Below are 15,856 nucleotides of genomic sequence, written 5' to 3' on the forward strand. Positions count from 1 at the left end.
AAAAATAACGGCATTCGAGCGCGTCATGCCGCCCGGCGGCGCCCGGCTAATTGCGTTTCAGGTACTGGATCTGAACAAAGGGTTGCAACACGGCGCTGATGGCCTGCAGAGATGGCAGGATCTCCTGAATGGCCTGGTTCCAGGAACCGACCCGACTGCGTGGAACATACAGGATATCCCCCTCCATGAGGGCGAAGGGCATGGCCTGACCGCGCATGATTCGGTTCAAATCGACCACGATCAACTCGCCACGGGTCGGGGACAGGGAGCGGATGATGCGCACATGACTCTCCTGGGCTCGCGCTTCCTGGATGCCGGCACTGGTCAGAGCCTGGGCGAGATTGAGACGACCGTTGGGCATGGCCACCGGTCCCGGTTTCTCGACGGCGCCGAAAACAAAAACATTCTGGTTGCGATCGTCGGGAACATAGATGACATCTTCGGCCTGCAGCCAGGTGTTCTGATCCCGATCGCCCTCCTGCAGCAATCGATAGATGTCCACCGCAATGGTCTGCCCGCTGCGGATCAGGCGCGCGCTGCGCAAGTTGGCGCTGTCCCGCAGACCGTTGCCGAGGGCCAGACCCTCCACCAGGGACAGGGGTCGATCCATGTAATAGGTTCCGGGCGTGGTGAATTGACCGAGCAGGTACAGGGACTGGCTGCGGTAGTCGATCACTTCCACGATCACCCAGGGTTCCTGCAGATAGGTCCGGAAAGCCTTCTGCAGGCGGTTGCGCGCCTCATGGACGGTCAAGCCGGCGACGGTCACCTCCCCGACCAGGGGCAAATGTACCCGCCCCTTACCATCCACGCGACTGCCGGCGATGCGATTGTTCCCACCGGCGGCGCCGGGACTGCTGAGATCGGGATGGCCCTTGACGTTGATGAACAAAACATCGTTGGGACCGATGCGATAATCCTTTTCCGGTGCCGTCGTTACAGCTGCTGCGCCCAAGGCGACTTCGACCGACTCGTGTTCCAAAACCGCGGCGTGGCGGCCATCCTGAATGGAAAGAACGCTGCCTGGCGGCAGATCGGTAAAAGAACTGCAACCGGCAAGCAGCTGCAGAACACAGAAAACCCCGAGCCATCGTTTCCCGAATCGACTTGTTTGCATAGGGATGAGCATTTTCCTTCGGTGACATGAACGGCAGGCGAGGCGCCGGCCGGCAAGGTTATAGCTTTCGAATGGAGGTGTTATAACACCCCTCCCCTGAAATTACAATATTTAAATCAACTAATTCGGCACCCAACCGGGAACCTGATCGGCACTAATTCCCCGCGGCGCCGCCCGGCTGCGCGACCCTCACCCAGATGGTCAATCCCGGGCGGGAATTGCCGATGCGACGGCCTTCCTCTTCGGCACCCGCCGGCTCGACGACGTCCATGGCTATGGCTGTCCAACAGTCGAGGGGCACCGTAACATGAGTGACGGCACCGCTGAAACGGGTGGCCTGCAAGACATCCGGCCGGCCGCCAGGTGATATCGGAGTCTCATCGGAGACTTCCAGTTCCAGATCGACCTGGTGCCCCTGCAAGCGGGGGCGGAGGCGCAGCCCGCGGGTCATCTGCTGCAGCTCCACCTGTTGTGCATAATCACTCTGGAAGCCGCCTCCTGCCGACCAGAACGCAACATAGGGTTCCCGCCTGCCAATCAGCAACCAGGCCTCCCGACCGGAGTTCACCCGCAGGGTCTGCATAACCTGCGGCCGGCGATTGCCGATCCGCCGGTCGCGGGAGATCCCTGCAAGGTTTTTGCCACATCCTGCCGCCGCTTCAATCCCATGAGCCTCGGCAGCGCCCATGGTTTGCACCACGCTGACCAGCAAGACCTCACCAAATGCTTCGGCAGGCGCCGCCGACTCGGCACCGAGCGCCACCGACCAAACGGTCAGGGCGCCGCCCAAGAGAAGCAGCAGCCCGGCAAGCATCCGTATCATGACAATTCCTTTCGCCCACAGGCCCCGACCACGGTCAATAGGTCCGCCCCTTCCAGGCTCCGCCGCGGCCGTAAACGAATCGACGGGCGGAATCCACGGTCATGAGGGTGTAGACCAGGCCAGCCAAGGGCAACAGGGCACTGAGAGCCCAAGGCAGCCGATACCAGCGTACCATGGGCATAAAGGTTCGGGTCATGATGCCCCAGGTGGCGGCGCCCGCCAGGCTCAGCCACAGGCAGGCCGTCCCATGGCCGGCCAAAGACAGCCAGATACCGCAGGCCAACGCCAGCGGCGGCCCCATAAAAAGCAACGCCATGCCAAGTACGGTGCCGCCGAGCAGGACCCACGAATGCCGCAACTGCACGAATGCGGTCCGAACCACCATGCGCCATACCGCGCCCAAGCCCTGACAGGGACGTCGACTGACGACCTCCCGTGTAAAACCCAACCAGATGCGCCCGCCGCCGAGGCGGCCATGGTGCTTGATCAGTCTGCCCAGGGAACAGTCATCAATGAGGGCCCCCGCTATTTGCTCCAAACCACCGGCTCTTTGCAATGCGGAGCGTCGCACCAGAACGCACCCCCCGGCGGCACCGGCGGTACGGCGGCCACTGTCGGCCACCCGCCGGAAGGGATACAGCATGGCGAAAAAATACACGAAGGCTGGAACCAGCAATCGCGCCCAGAACCCTTCGTAACGCAGCCAGGCCATGAGGGATACCAGATCGTAGTCTCCGGCGAGGGCTTGTGCCGCCAGGCGGCGCACGCTGTCCGGCGGGTGAGCGATGTCGGCATCGGTGAACAACAGCAATGGAGCACCGTTTTCAGCACTGGCCGCCACACCTTGCTGTAAAGCCCAGAGCTTGCCGGTCCAGCCCGCCGGCCGGTTGGCGGAACGAACCACAGTCAACTTATTGACCGCAGAAATGTTTGCAGCCAGATTATTGGCAACGGTTCCGGTGCCGTCCGTGCTGTGATCATCCACCAGGAGCACCCGCAAACGGCCCGGATAATCCTGGGAAAGCAGGGTAGTCAGGGTTTCCGGTAGGATGTCGGCCTCATCGCGCGCCGGAATCACCACGTCCACGGCCGGCCACAGGCCCGGGCCGGCATGCCTGCCTGCCGCCGGGAGGCGCGGAGCAATGTGCCAGAAGCGCCCGTGACCCAGCCAAAGGACCAGCCAGGCCGCCAGCGACATGAGGGACAGTACCGCAAAAACTACCAGCATTTTCTCAACTCCATGTGCAAGACACTGAAAAAACAATATAAACAGACCGATGCCGGCAACCGGAGCCGGCGTCGAACAAATCGCGGCCGGTTGCCGGCCAGGAAACCGACGGTTCATAAACCAACAGTCAGGGTAAAAACAATACCGGTCGACCCGTGCCGTTCCGCCAAAAAAGCAACGGCGGCGGAATCATCATGAGTCCGTGAGATTCCCCGCATCATCTACATGATCCGGCCACACATTTCAAGCATTAGGACAGCTTTTTTCCAACTCCCCGCAAGGCTGCCTAAACTGGCGCTGCACATCCCGGACCAAATTCTGCGAGGGTCCTGGACCAAAGCACGGCATGGTCGTCAATCTTCGAGCAAGACCGCGGCCCCGGCGCGCTCCATCTCCATCAGGGCCTGGCGGCCGGCCTTCGCATCCACAGCCCGACAGGCGCGTGCCAGCACCACCACCGCAAAGCCTTCCCGCAAGGCATCCAGCACGGTTCGCAGGACGCAAACATCCAGCGCCAAGCCACCCACCCAAAGCCTGCGCACACCCTGGCGCCGCAACTGGCGAGCCAGGCCGGTCTCATGAAAAGCCGACAGCTGATCCTCATCGAAGCGCACCCCTTTACAGACCACTTCGGCGCCCGGCGGACACAAGAGGTCCGGATGGAAAGCAGCTCCCGGAGTATCCTGAACGCAATGAACCGGCCAGTCGCCGCCCGCTGCGCTGAAACTCGGGTGATGCAACGGATGCCAGTCGCGGGACAGGTAGATGGGTCGTCCCTGTGCATGGGCCGCCGCGATCCAGCGGTTGAGCACCGGCACCACTTCGTCGCCGCCGGGGATGGGCAATGCGCCGCCCGGACAGAAATCATTCTGCACGTCGACAACCAACAAGGCATCGCCCTCGCGCAATCGTTCAGCCGGCAAAATCATCGGCACCTCCTCTTACCCAAGAATGTTTCAGAATTTCCCCTGGGAACCTCCAAAACGGATTTGATTCCTCCGGCCGTCTGCATCCGCCCGCCAGACCCTGCCACGAACATCGGACTCGCGATTAAAATATCTCAAGGCAGCCACGCAGACCAGCCTGACTGAAAATAAGGAAAAAAACCTCGCAGACGCTTCTTTAAAAGATGTATAGCCTGCAAAACCAGACATGATAACAAATGAATAATTATAACCGGGTTACCAAAAACACAAGTACACCTTACATGCTTTTCGCACATGCAAAAAATTGACAAATTACGGCGATTCACTATATTTTTAACCTTAATTTGGAAAGACCGGCCCCGCAGCCACACCAATCCGGAAATACATAATCCTAAATCCAACAGGCCGGCCCATCCGCCGCACCCACAAGAGGTCGCACATGCCGATTCATTGGACCAAAAAATTAGCCATCGGGATCCTTATCCTGGTTTCTCATGCCGCAGGCTCCTGGGCAGCGCCCTTGGCGGCTGATGAAGCCTCGGAAATCCGTCGACTTGGGTATTCCATCCAGGTTGGGGCCTTCGCCCGTTATGAAAACGCCGAGCGGTTGGCGGCCAAACTTCAGGATCAGGGCATCGATGCCTACTTTTTCAAAAAAGATGACGGTGTTTTTGCGGTCCGCTTCGGTGATTATTCCACCCGCAGCCAAGCCCGCCAAGCCGCAAAAGCCCTGGCGGTTTCGCGCATCATCGAGTCCTACTATATCACGGCACCCATCGCCGCGCCCCTGCAACCGGTCGGCACCATGCCCCCTGCCGGCGCCGCAAAAACCCCGCCCAAATCCATCTCTCACCCCAAACATACCAATGAACTCGGCGAGGTAGCGGCCCGCACCGCGGAACGCTTTGTCGGCATCCCGTATAAATGGGGCGGCAATACGGTTGTTGAGGGGCTGGATTGCAGCGCATTCGTCAAGGCGGTCTATTATCTTTGCGGCATCAACATTCCCCGCACCTCGGCCGAACAGTTCAAAGCCGGAAAAATGATCCCGGAGACCGACCTTGCCGATGGCGATCTGGTCTTCTTCGGCCACGACAACCAGGTGAGCCACGTAGGCATCTATGTGGGCAACGGCAAATTTGTCCATGCACCCCAGCGCAACGACGAAATAAAAGTGGCCGAACTACAGAGGCCGGGCTTTTCGAAGAGATTTCTCGGTGCCCGCCGTTTCTTCTAGAAGAATGAAAGCCCTCGATAACGAGGGCTTTCGCTTTTCTGGTGTGATTCATTCGGGCAAGGCGGCGCCGCCTCCTGTTTCAAATCGGCAAAACTACCATTCGGGACAAAAATCTGCTAAGGTCGCCTGCGTTCGAAAAGACCGCTCCAGCACACGCCCCTCCGAAGGTTAACCGCCGACGGTGAGGCGGGCCGGCACGCAGGTCAAAACCGAGCAATTTTCACCGGAAAGGAATCTTGCCGACCATGTACTGGAATCCCCATATCGAACAGGCCGACCTCCCGACCCTGCGCGCCTTGCAGGCTCAACGCCTGCGCGACACCATTGCACACGCGGAGCGCTCGCCGTTTTACGGGGCGTTGTTCGCAAAGTGCGGCATCAGCACCGATTCCATCCGCAGCGTGGAAGACATTCGACGCTTGCCTTTCACCACCAAGGAAGATCTGCGCAGCCACTTCCCCTACGGTTTTCTGACCGTGGACAAAAAGGATACGGTGCGTTTGCACTGCTCCAGCGGCACCACCGGGAACCCGACGGTCATATTTCATAATCGGCACGATCTGGACAGCTGGTCCAACCTGGTGGCCCGCTCCCTGTATTGCGCCGGGGTGCGCGACACGGATGTTTTCCAAAACATCTGCGGTTATGGCCTGTTCACCGGCGGGTTGGGCTTTCAGTACGGCGCCGAACGCCTCGGCGCGCTGGTCATCCCGGCAGCGGCCGGCAACACTACCCGCCAGATTCGGCTGATGCAGGACTTCGCCACCACGGCCGTACACACTATTCCCAGTTACCTGTTCCGTCTGCATACCGCCTTCGCCGAGATGGGGCTCGACCCCGCTCGCGACACGGCCTTACGCCTGTTCGTCATCGGCGCGGAACCCCATACCGAAGAACAGCGCCGGCGTATCGAGGACCTGTTCGGTGTCAAGGCCTTCAACTCCTACGGCCTGTCGGAAATGAACGGCCCGGGAGTGGCCTTCGAGTGCACCTGCCAGAACGGTCTCCATGTCTGGGAGGACTGTTTTCTGACGGAAATCGTCCATCCCCAGACCCTGGAACCGGTGGTCGAGGGTGAAGTCGGAGAACTGGTGTTTACCACGCTGGATCGCCAGGCCATGCCGCTGGTACGCTACCGGACCCGGGATCTGACCCGTTTTTTACCCGGAACCTGCCCCTGTGGCCGCAACCATCGACGCATCGATCGCATCAGCGGCCGCACGGACGACATGTTCATCGTCAAGGGGTGCAATATTTTCCCCATGCAGATCGAAAAAATCCTGATGCGGTTTGCCCAGGTCGGGACGGATTATCTTATTCTGCTGCAGACCCGGAACGGGGTCGACGAGATCACCATCCAGGTCGAAATGCAGGCCGCCTGGTTTACCGGCGACCTGGCCGCCCTGGAAAAGCTGGCCCGCCAGATCGTGCACGAGGTTCGGGATGAAATCCTGGTGACCCCCACCGTGCAACTGGTGGAACCGGGCAGTCTGCCCAAGAGTGAAGGCAAGGCAGTCCGGGTTCGGGATGAGCGGCAGGCGTGACGTGCCGACGGCAAATGGAAAGCGGGGCGGCCGCCTGAAACGACAGGCAGTCGGCCCCGCAACGAGGAGGGATCAATGATTGCGCATCAATTGTCGATTTTCCTGGAAAACAAGCCCGGTCGACTGGAAAAAGTCACCGCGGTGCTCAAGGACAAGGGCATCAACATCCGGGCCATGACCCTGGCCACCAGTACGGCGGGCTGGGGGATTCTCAACCTGATTGTCGATCGCCCGCAGGAGGCCTGCCGACATTTGTCCGAAACGGGTCATCCGGCGGTATTGCGGGAAATCGTCGTGGTGCGCATGGCGGACCGCCCGGGGGCGCTGCACGACATGCTGGTCCTGCTCGCCAATGCCGGCATCAATGTCCAGAATGCCTACGGAACGGTGCTCGGCGATGGCCAGACGGCGATTCTGATCATCGACGTGGAACATACCGAACATGCCCGTCAGCTGTTTACCGCCGCCGGCGTGGCCACCCTGACGGCGGAAGAAGTCTACTGTGTCTGAGCCCCGAATCCGCCCCGTATCCGCGGCCAAGCGCCCCCTGCTCCGCCTGCTGGCGGCCGCACTGGCAACCCTGTTCTGCCTGGTGCCGGCCAGCCCTTTCGCAACATCGAGCCCGGAACCGCCGCGCCCAAGCCTGGAAGCCCAAATCGGCCAAATGTTGATGGTGGCCTTCCAGGGCTCACACCTGCCCGCCGACCATCCCATTCTGGCGGACATCCGGCAACGCAACCTGGGCGGAGTGATCCTGTTCAATTACGGCGGCAATGCTCAAAAACCCGCCGGCAACATCGAGTCTCCGACGCAACTGCGGGCCCTCACAACCCGGTTGCAGAAGGCCGCGGCCATCCCCCTGCTCATCGCCATCGACCAGGAAGGCGGCCGCATCGTGCGCCTGAAACAGGAGTTCGGCTTTCCCGCCACCGACTCCTTTCAATACCTGGGGCAGCGCAACGATCCGGCCCTGACCCATGATCGCTCGGCGATCATCGCCCGCACCTTGCGCCGCGCCGGGGTCAACCTCAACCTGAGCCCGGTGGTGGATCTGGACAGGAATCGTCACAACCCCGTCATCGGCGGGCTGGAACGAAGCTTCGGCGAAGCCCCGGAGCGGGTCTACCGCCATGCCCGACAGGTGATCCTGGCCCATCACGCCGAGGGTGTGCTTTGCGCCCTGAAACACTTTCCGGGCCACGGCAGTTCCGCCGGAGACTCCCATCACGGCTTCGTGGATGTGACCGATACCTGGTCGGCGGACGAGTTGCTGCCCTACCGCAAGCTGATCGGCGAAGGGCTGGCCGACGTGGTGCTGACCGCCCACGTCTTCAACGGACGGCTCGATCCGGAACATCCCGCCACCCTCTCCGGCCCCGTCATCGACGGGCTGTTGCGCGGCGAACTGGGGTTTGACGGGGTCGTGCTCAGCGACGATCTGACCATGGGCGCCATCACCCGCCACTACACCCATGCCGAGGCGGTGGAGCGGGCCATCCATGCCGGCGTGGACATCCTGCTGATTGCCGACAGCAGCGCCGAAACCACGGCCCGCACCATCGACGTAATCCGGGAACTGGTCGCCCGGGGAGCCGTCAGCCGGGAACGCATCGAACACTCCTATCGCCGCATTCTGGCGCTGAAGCAAAAACTCCGCCGCTGACCGGCGCGGCAGCCATGCGGCCCGCCTCTCACAGAGGCTTGTACCAGACGTTCATGCTCTCCAGTCGCCCGCAGATCTGGGTGTTGTTGCGCAACGTACCGCCGTATTCATACCCTTCCCGGGCGAAAGTGATGTTCATGCCAAAGGAATAGGACCGGGCGATGGTATAGGCGGTGCGGATGCCTTCCCGCCGCACCATGTCTTCCATCCTGGCCAGAAGGGTACCGGCCAGGCCCTGCCCCCGGGACTCGGGCAGGGTGGCGAAATCGGTCATTTCCGCATGTCCCCCGTCCGCGAACAATTCCGCTGAAGCAAGCGCGACCAGCTTCCCTCCTTGCCAGGCACCGACATAGCGCACATGAGTGGCCATGGTTTCCCGCAGATAATCCGCATCGTGAATGGGAAAGGGGTAGCTGTCGAACACCTTGCCGTACAGCTCCGCCGCCTCGGCGACCTCGTCGCTTTGCAACGGCCGCAACCGAAAGGCCTGCTCCCCTTCCGCCATCGGCTGCCGGCCGGTTCCCTGCCGGCCCCGGGCGGTTTTCAGAATGTCCGCAAGTACTTCGGGCCGCGCCTCCCGCTCCCGTTCCGGCTTGAAAAATTTGCCGAGAAACACGCCATCCGCTTCCCCCTTGAACATTCCCGGAATCCGGGCTTCCAGCCGGTAACCGCGCTGCAGAAAGGGCTCCGTCAGGGGTTGCGGAACCTTGGCGAAAATCTTTCCATAGTCCCGTGCCCCGGCAAGTCGCTCCAGGTCATCCAGGATGCCCGGGCAATCCTCCGCCGCCAATTTCATCAGATAGATGCGGTCGTTGGCCGGACCGTGTTGAAGTACGGAGCGACCCCACCGTTCCAGCCGATCAGCCATCCTCGCCTCTCCTTTCCATGCGTGAGTTGTTCTCGGGAGTCAGAGAGATGGTCGGATCGTAATCGGACAACAGCAGTTCAATGCCCGTGGCCTTGGATTCTTCGGCATCCTCAAGCTTGAGTTGCAGTCGGCAGTCACGGCATTGCCGGTTGCAGAAAATGGGTTCGTAGCTGTTGGGTTCCTGATAAGTCGTAATGACCCCCTCAAAATTGCGCAACACCACCTTGTTGGTGGACAGGGAGATCAGGTAATTGGGGTTGAGAGGAATCTTGCCGCCGCCGCCGGGCGCATCGATGACATAGGTCGGCACGGCAAAGCCGCTGGTATGCCCGATGAGGCTCTCCATGATTTCGATGCCCTTGCCGACAGGCGTGCGAAAATGTGTCAACCCCTCGGACAGATCGCACTGGTAGAGATAGTAGGGGCGGACCCGGTTCTCCACCAGCTTGTGCACCAGGGAACGGATGATGCGCTGGCAATCATTGACACCGGACAGCAGTACCGTCTGGTTGCCGAGAGGGATGCCGGCGTCGGCCAACCGGGCCAGAGCCTGACGGGCCGATGCGGTCAACTCTCGGGGATGGTTGAAATGGGTATTGATCCACAGGGGATGATGCCGACGCAGCATGGCCACCAGTTCGTCGGTGATGCGATAGGGCAGCACCACGGGCATGCGCGTACCGAGTCGGACAATCTGCACATGGGGGATATTCCGCAGGGCGGTCAGGATCCAATCCAGGTAGGCATCCGGGAGCATCAGCGGATCCCCGCCGGACAGCAGCACGTCGCGCACCTCGGGGTGTTCGGCGATATAGGCCAACCCCCGTTCGATCTCCTCCTTGCCGGGGATGGAGTCTACATCCCCCACCTTGCGCTTGCGGGTACAGTGCCGGCAGTACATGGCGCAGACATTGCTGACGTGAAACAGCACCCGATCCGGATAACGATGGGTAATCCCCGGCACCGGACTGTCCTGGTCCTCGGCCAGAGGATCAGCCATTTCGTGAGGCTCGACGATCAGTTCCTCGGGCACGGGAAATGCCTGTTTGAAGACCGGATCGTTATAGTAGTCGTCAACGTCGATCAGGGAGAGATAATAGGGGGTTATGCCGAGGGGAAATTTTTCGATGGTACGGGATACATTCTTTTTAAACTCATCTTCCAGCTTTATACCCGTCACCTTTTCGAATGTAGCGACATCACGGACTGAATGCTGAATGTGCCACCGCCAATCGAGCCAGTGTTCCTTGAAGGTGTCATAACTTCCTATCTGCTCTGCGATATGCCTCTGAAACTTGGAATAAGTCATTTTTCTCCTTCCAGAATTAATTTTAATCGAATATACCAGACTCTGGAAGGATTGTCAAACCTGTGATTAAATTTTTTAAATTTTAAAATAGGAAGAATCACCAAGGCAACTGAACGGTGATCGGCGCCGCAGGCGCGATGGACCCGCTTCGCAGGGGCCTGAGGGTCCGGGTGAGATAGGCCACTACCCCATCGAGCTTGGCACCCGGCACCCAGGCCCAGGTTACCAGCAGGGGCCGATGAGCCTCTCTCTGCAGGCAGGCATCCCTTTGGTGTGCCCGCAATGAATCCCGAAGCACTCCCTGACCCACGCGAGCCACCGTCAATGCCGGTTGCTCCCACCAGATGACATACACACCGGTACGATTTTCGAAATAAGGCTGCTCCAGATCGAGACCGAAAAGATCGCACCAATCCCGGTTTTGGCGACGGACCCAGTTCAACTGCATAACAAGCCTCCTTAAGCATATTTTAGTTTACAAATGTGAATCTATCGCAAGCCGCATTATAAATCAATGCAAATTTATCGAAACTAATTGCCGAATTTCCATATTTTTCGGCTCTTCCCCCACTATCGGCGGACGCCGCCGCAACACTTGGTGCAGGCAACCGTTTTCCCAGAAATGTTGCATGATAAAGAGCTTTTACAGGGCATTCATACCTTTGAAAAATCTTGCATGAACCTTTCGATTGTGATAGTTTTCCCGCGATTTACTGGCACCCATGAATGTTGCTCTCCGGGCCATTCACAGCACCACCCTGCTCATCTTGATCATCACTATAACTGCCGATACATGCCCAGCCGCCAAGGAGTCAACCATGGCCGAAGAACTCCAGTCTTTTCTCAATCGCATCCACCAAGAGGGCATCAAAAGCGGCGAGGACGAAGCCCAAAAGATCATCGCCGATGCCCAGGCCAAAGCGGACCTGATCCTCAAGCGGGCCAAAACCGAAGGCGATGAAATTGTCAACCGTGCCAGGAAAGAAGCCGACAACCTGGTCAATCATGGCAAGGAAGCCTTGCGTCTGGCGGCACGCGACACTCTTCTCGGTCTGCGGCACGAGTTGCAGACCCGCATGCAGACCGTATTCCAGGACCTGGCCGGCGAGGCTCTGAGCCCTGCAGCGATTGCCGATGTCCTAGGCGATATCATCAAGAGTTATCAGGCCGCGGGCACGGACAGCTTCAGCCTGGAGGTGCTGCTGCCGGCGGACCGCTGTCAAGAGCTTGAAGCGGCACTGAAGTCCCGGTTGGCGGATAATCTGGTCAAACAGTGCTCCATCGCACCGGCGCCGGGCATCCGGGGCGGTTTCCAGTTGCGTCTGGAAGGGGAGGAAATCCTTTACGACTTCAGCGATGAAGCCCTGGCCGAGGCAATGGGAACCTTTCTGAGCCCGAAACTGGTCGCCCTGCTTAAAGTCTGACCATGGCCACGCAATATTATTTCCTTATCAGTTCGCTGCCGTTGTTGAGATTCGGCGTCACTCCCTTTCTGTCCTCGGCCCGCTTCCTGGAACTGGTGGCCGAACAGGCGGGTCAGGCCCTGGCCGAACAACTGGCGGCGGTCTCCTTGGCACCTGAGGAACCAGGACGGTTCGCCGCCGAGCGCTTCTGGTACGGCATGGAAACCCACATCCGGAACTACCTGCTGCGGGCCAGAAGTCAGAAAACGACCCAGGTCGACCGCTGGCGGCGCCCGGAAAAGGACGTCTTCCCCAGCCTCGACCACCAGCTGCACAAGGCCTTGGGGGCGCCGAACCCCCTGGAACGGGAGCGGCAACTGGATGCCATCCGCTGGGAACTGCTGGATGAACCCCTGATTGGTGAAAACTTTTCGGTGGACGCTTTGGTGGTTTATCGGCTACGCCTGCTGATTGCGGAAAAATGGCAGGCCTTCTCCAGCGACCAAGGGCGCGAGGTCTTGAACGCGCTGGTCGACCAGGCCCGCGAAGAAGCGCGCCGGGTGCGTACCCTCGTCGAGCCGTAACCTGGCCGACGACCACCGGATTACAGAAATCCGGCGGCCCAACTAATCCGGTCCGGATTAACCCTGCAATGCCCTGTTACTTCGATTCCAGGAGAGCAAATGGTCAGGAAACAATATAAAAAAGGCAAGGTTGTCGGCGTCAATGGCAACATGGTCAGCGTCCGCTACGAAACCACGGTCATCCAGAACGAGGTTGCCTACGTTCTGACCGGCAATTGTCGTCTGAAGGGCGAGGTCATCCGGGTACGTGGCGAAGAAGCCGACCTGCAGATCTTCGAGGATACGCGCGACATCAAAATCGGCGACGGGGTGGAGTTTTCCGGAGAGTTGCTCTCTCTCCAACTGGGGCCAGGCCTGTTGACCAAGGTCTTCGACGGTCTGCAGAATCCGCTGCCGAAACTGGCGGAACAGGCCGGCTTCTTTCTGCAGCGCGGCCTGTACCTGGACCCCCTGGATCGGGAGCAGCAATGGGCTTTTACTCCGCAGGTCCAGGTCGGCGCCGTGGTCAGTGCCGGCGATGCGGTCGGAACCGTTCCCGAGGGCCTGTTCCAACACCGGATCATGGTGCCCTTCGCCTGGCCCGGGACCTGGCAGGTGGTCTGGATTGCTCCGACCTCCTACCTGACCGTGGACAACGTGGTCGCCCGTCTCAGCAACGGCCGCGAAGAGCGCCAGATGACCATGGTACAGAGCTGGCCGGTAAAAATTCCCATCGACGCCTACCGAAAAAAGCATCTTCCCGTCGATCCCCTGGTTACCCAGATACGGGTCATCGATACCTTCTTTCCCGTGGCCAAGGGCGGCACATTCTGCGTGCCGGGCCCCTTCGGCGCGGGAAAAACCGTTCTGCAGCACAGCCTGTCGCGCTACTCCGAAGTCGACGTGGTGATCATGGCGGCCTGCGGCGAACGGGCCGGCGAGGTGGTCGAAGTGCTCACCGAATTCCCTGAACTGGAAGATCCGCGCACCGGCCGCAGCCTGATGGACCGCACCATCATCATCTGCAACACCAGCTCCATGCCGGTGGCGGCGCGCGAAACCTCCATCTACACCTCCGTGACCCTGGCGGAATATTATCGCCAGATGGGCCTGCATGTTCTGTTGCTCGCCGATTCGACCTCGCGCTGGGCCCAGGCCCTGCGTGAAATGTCCGGTCGTCTGGAGGAAATCCCCGGCGAGGAGGCCTTCCCCGCCTACCTGGAAACGCGCATCGCCGGGTTCTACGAACGGGCCGGCCTGGTCGAACTCAACGACGCCAGCTTCGGCTCCATCACCATCGGCGGCGCGGTCAGCCCCGCCGGCGGCAACTTCGAGGAACCGGTTACCCAGGGCACCCTGAAGGTGGTCGGCGGTTTCCTCGGTCTGTCCCGGGACCGGGCCAACGCCCGCCGCTACCCGGCCATCAATCCCCTCGACAGCTGGAGCAAATACCATCCGGTAGTGCCCTCGCAAAAAGTGCGGCGGGCCCGCACCGTCCTGCAGCAGGGCAATGACATCAATCAGATGATGAAGGTGGTCGGCGAGGAAGGCACCCCGGTCGAGGACTTCACCCTGTTTCTGAAAAGCGAATTCCTCGATTCCGTATATCTGCAGCAGAACTCCTTCGACGCCATCGATGCGGCCTGTTCGGCGGAGCGGCAGAATTACCTGTTCGAGAAGGTACTCGGCGTCATCGAAGGGCAATTCGACCTGGCCAGTCACGGCGAAGCCCGCAGTTTCTTCCAGAATCTGCGCCAACTTTTCATCGACTGGCACTATACCCCATGGGATTCCGGTGAATTCCGCGCCGCCGAGTCACGCATCGATGAACTTCTTGCAGCAAAGAGGCGTTCATGAAAAAATTCTACCATCATATTGTCCAGATCTCGGGCAACGTCATCACCGTCCTGGCGCCCAACGTGCCCTACTACTCCCTGGCCGAGGTGGTCAGCGATCAAGGCACCTCCCTGGCGCAGGTCATCCGTCTGGACGGCGACCGCGTGTCCCTGCAGGTCTTCGCCGGCAGCCGGGGCATCGCCACGGACAGCCGGGTACGTTTTCTGGGCCATCCCATGCGGGTTTCCGCTTCGGCCAATCTTCTCGGCCGGGTGTTCAACGGTTCCGGTGAGCCCCGTGATGCGGGCCCCCCCCTGTCGGACAACCAGATCGAAATCGGCGGACCTTCCGTGAATCCTTCACGGCGCATTGTGCCGCGCAACATGATTCGCACCGGCCTGCCCATGATCGACCTGTTCAACACCCTGGTCGAAAGCCAGAAGCTGCCCATCTTTTCCTCGGCCGGCGAACCCTACAACGATCTGCTGGCACGCATCGCCATGCAGGCCGAGGTCGACCTGATCCTGGTCGGCGGCATGGGGCTGAAATACGACGATTACCTGTTTTTCCACCAGACCCTGGAAAAACATGGCGCCCTGTCCCGTTCCATCCTCTTCATCCACACCGCCTCCGACCCGGTGGTGGAATGCCTGCTGGTGCCGGACATGGCCCTGGCGGTGGCGGAACATTTCGCGGTCAATGAAAACAAGCGGGTCCTGGTATTGCTGACGGACATGACCAACTTCTGCGACGCCATGAAGGAAATCGCCATCACCATGGAGCAGATCCCTTCCAATCGCGGCTATCCCGGCGACCTCTACAGCCAGTTGGCGTCCCGCTACGAAAAGGCGGTTGATTTCGAAGGCGCCGGCTCCATCACCGTGCTGGCGGTCACCACCATGCCGGGCGACGACGTCACCCATCCGGTGCCGGACAACACCGGCTATATCACCGAGGGCCAGTTTTATCTGAAGCAGGGGCGCATTGAGCCCTTCGGCTCCCTGAGCCGTCTGAAACAGCAGGTCAACGATGCCACGCGGTCCGATCACCGGGCCCTGATGGATACCATGATTCGCCTTTATGCCGATTTCCGTGAGGCCCAGGAAAAGCGGGCCATGGGTTTCCGGGTTTCGGAATGGGATACCAAACTGCTCAAATATGGCGATCTGTTCGAGGCGCGCATGATGGATCTGAGCGTCAATATTCCCCTGGAAAAGGCCCTGGACCTGGGCTGGACCACCCTGGCCGAATGTTTCGAACCGGCCGAAACCGGCATCAAGTCCGACCTGATTGCCCAATATTGGCCCAAGGCCCAATAACGCCTGCCGAATCCGGAACC

Annotated in this window: 15 protein-coding genes; 8 read left to right on the plus strand and 7 right to left on the minus strand. The window is 60.1% G+C overall.

All coding sequences use genetic code 11. The annotated features are described in order from the left end of the window. Positions 1–46 precede the first annotated feature (46 nt). From JQN68_RS03130 to JQN68_RS03145, 4 genes are all read right to left on the minus strand, one after another. The gene (locus JQN68_RS03130; protein WP_225071743.1) at positions 47–1,117 is read right to left on the minus strand and encodes a polysaccharide biosynthesis/export family protein; all 1,071 of its coding nucleotides are present in this window, start codon (positions 1,115–1,117) and stop codon (positions 47–49) included. 154 nt (positions 1,118–1,271) lie between these two features. Next, positions 1,272–1,940, minus strand: a complete 669-nt coding sequence (locus tag JQN68_RS03135) for a hypothetical protein (RefSeq protein WP_225071742.1) — start codon at positions 1,938–1,940, stop codon at positions 1,272–1,274. A 34-nt stretch (positions 1,941–1,974) separates the two neighbouring features. Next, a complete protein-coding gene (locus JQN68_RS03140) occupies positions 1,975–3,168 on the minus strand; it encodes a glycosyltransferase (RefSeq protein ID WP_225071741.1) in 1,194 nt (397 codons plus the stop codon). A gap of 353 nt (positions 3,169–3,521) precedes the next feature. Next, entirely contained in the window at positions 3,522–4,097 is a 576-nt protein-coding gene (locus JQN68_RS03145; protein WP_225071740.1) for a nicotinamidase, read from the minus strand. Positions 4,098–4,533: 436 nt separating this feature from the next. Here JQN68_RS03145 and JQN68_RS03150 point away from each other — a divergent pair, with 436 nt between their 5' ends. From JQN68_RS03150 to JQN68_RS03165, 4 genes are all read left to right on the plus strand, one after another. Beyond that, positions 4,534–5,331 carry an NlpC/P60 family protein gene (locus JQN68_RS03150; RefSeq protein ID WP_225071739.1) on the plus strand — a complete coding sequence of 266 codons (798 nt, stop codon included), beginning with the start codon at positions 4,534–4,536 and terminating at the stop codon, positions 5,329–5,331. A gap of 236 nt (positions 5,332–5,567) precedes the next feature. Next, positions 5,568–6,875, plus strand: a complete 1,308-nt coding sequence (locus JQN68_RS03155) for a phenylacetate--CoA ligase family protein (protein ID WP_502799344.1) — start codon at positions 5,568–5,570, stop codon at positions 6,873–6,875. Between the two features lie 75 nt (positions 6,876–6,950). After that, positions 6,951–7,385, plus strand: coding sequence for an ACT domain-containing protein (locus JQN68_RS03160; RefSeq protein WP_225071737.1), 435 nt, complete (start codon positions 6,951–6,953; stop codon positions 7,383–7,385). Beyond that, positions 7,378–8,538, plus strand: a complete 1,161-nt coding sequence (locus JQN68_RS03165) for a glycoside hydrolase family 3 protein (protein ID WP_225071736.1) — start codon at positions 7,378–7,380, stop codon at positions 8,536–8,538. The genes JQN68_RS03160 and JQN68_RS03165 overlap by 8 nt, the downstream gene beginning before the upstream one ends. A gap of 28 nt (positions 8,539–8,566) precedes the next feature. On the opposite strand, the gene ablB is transcribed toward JQN68_RS03165, so the two are convergent. The 3 genes from ablB to JQN68_RS03180 form a co-directional block, all read right to left on the minus strand. Continuing rightward, positions 8,567–9,406, minus strand: a complete 840-nt coding sequence (ablB, locus tag JQN68_RS03170; RefSeq protein ID WP_225071735.1) for a putative beta-lysine N-acetyltransferase — start codon at positions 9,404–9,406, stop codon at positions 8,567–8,569. Next, positions 9,399–10,715 (minus strand): lysine 2,3-aminomutase, encoded by a 1,317-nt coding sequence (kamA, locus tag JQN68_RS03175; RefSeq protein WP_225071734.1) that lies wholly within the window; start codon positions 10,713–10,715, stop codon positions 9,399–9,401. Before kamA ends, ablB begins: the two co-directional genes overlap by 8 nt. Positions 10,716–10,812: 97 nt before the next feature. Continuing rightward, positions 10,813–11,163, minus strand: coding sequence for a hypothetical protein (locus tag JQN68_RS03180; protein ID WP_225071733.1), 351 nt, complete (start codon positions 11,161–11,163; stop codon positions 10,813–10,815). A 370-nt stretch (positions 11,164–11,533) separates the two neighbouring features. Here JQN68_RS03180 and JQN68_RS03185 point away from each other — a divergent pair, with 370 nt between their 5' ends. The 4 genes from JQN68_RS03185 to JQN68_RS03200 all read left to right on the plus strand — a co-directional run bounded on the left by JQN68_RS03185 (position 11,534) and on the right by JQN68_RS03200 (position 15,836). Further along, a complete protein-coding gene (locus JQN68_RS03185; protein ID WP_225071732.1) occupies positions 11,534–12,139 on the plus strand; it encodes a hypothetical protein in 606 nt (201 codons plus the stop codon). 2 nt (positions 12,140–12,141) lie between these two features. Then, a complete protein-coding gene (locus JQN68_RS03190) occupies positions 12,142–12,702 on the plus strand; it encodes a DUF2764 family protein (RefSeq protein ID WP_225071731.1) in 561 nt (186 codons plus the stop codon). Between the two features lie 99 nt (positions 12,703–12,801). After that, positions 12,802–14,538: a V-type ATP synthase subunit A gene (locus tag JQN68_RS03195; RefSeq protein WP_225071730.1), complete on the plus strand. Its 1,737-nt coding sequence runs from the start codon at positions 12,802–12,804 to the stop codon at positions 14,536–14,538. Continuing rightward, positions 14,535–15,836, plus strand: a complete 1,302-nt coding sequence (locus JQN68_RS03200) for a V-type ATP synthase subunit B (RefSeq protein ID WP_225071729.1) — start codon at positions 14,535–14,537, stop codon at positions 15,834–15,836. Before JQN68_RS03195 ends, JQN68_RS03200 begins: the two co-directional genes overlap by 4 nt. Positions 15,837–15,856 lie beyond the last annotated feature (20 nt).

It is taken from the genome of Desulfuromonas sp. CSMB_57 (assembly GCF_020194955.2).
Taxonomy (GTDB): domain Bacteria; phylum Desulfobacterota; class Desulfuromonadia; order Desulfuromonadales; family Syntrophotaleaceae; genus JAFCIY02.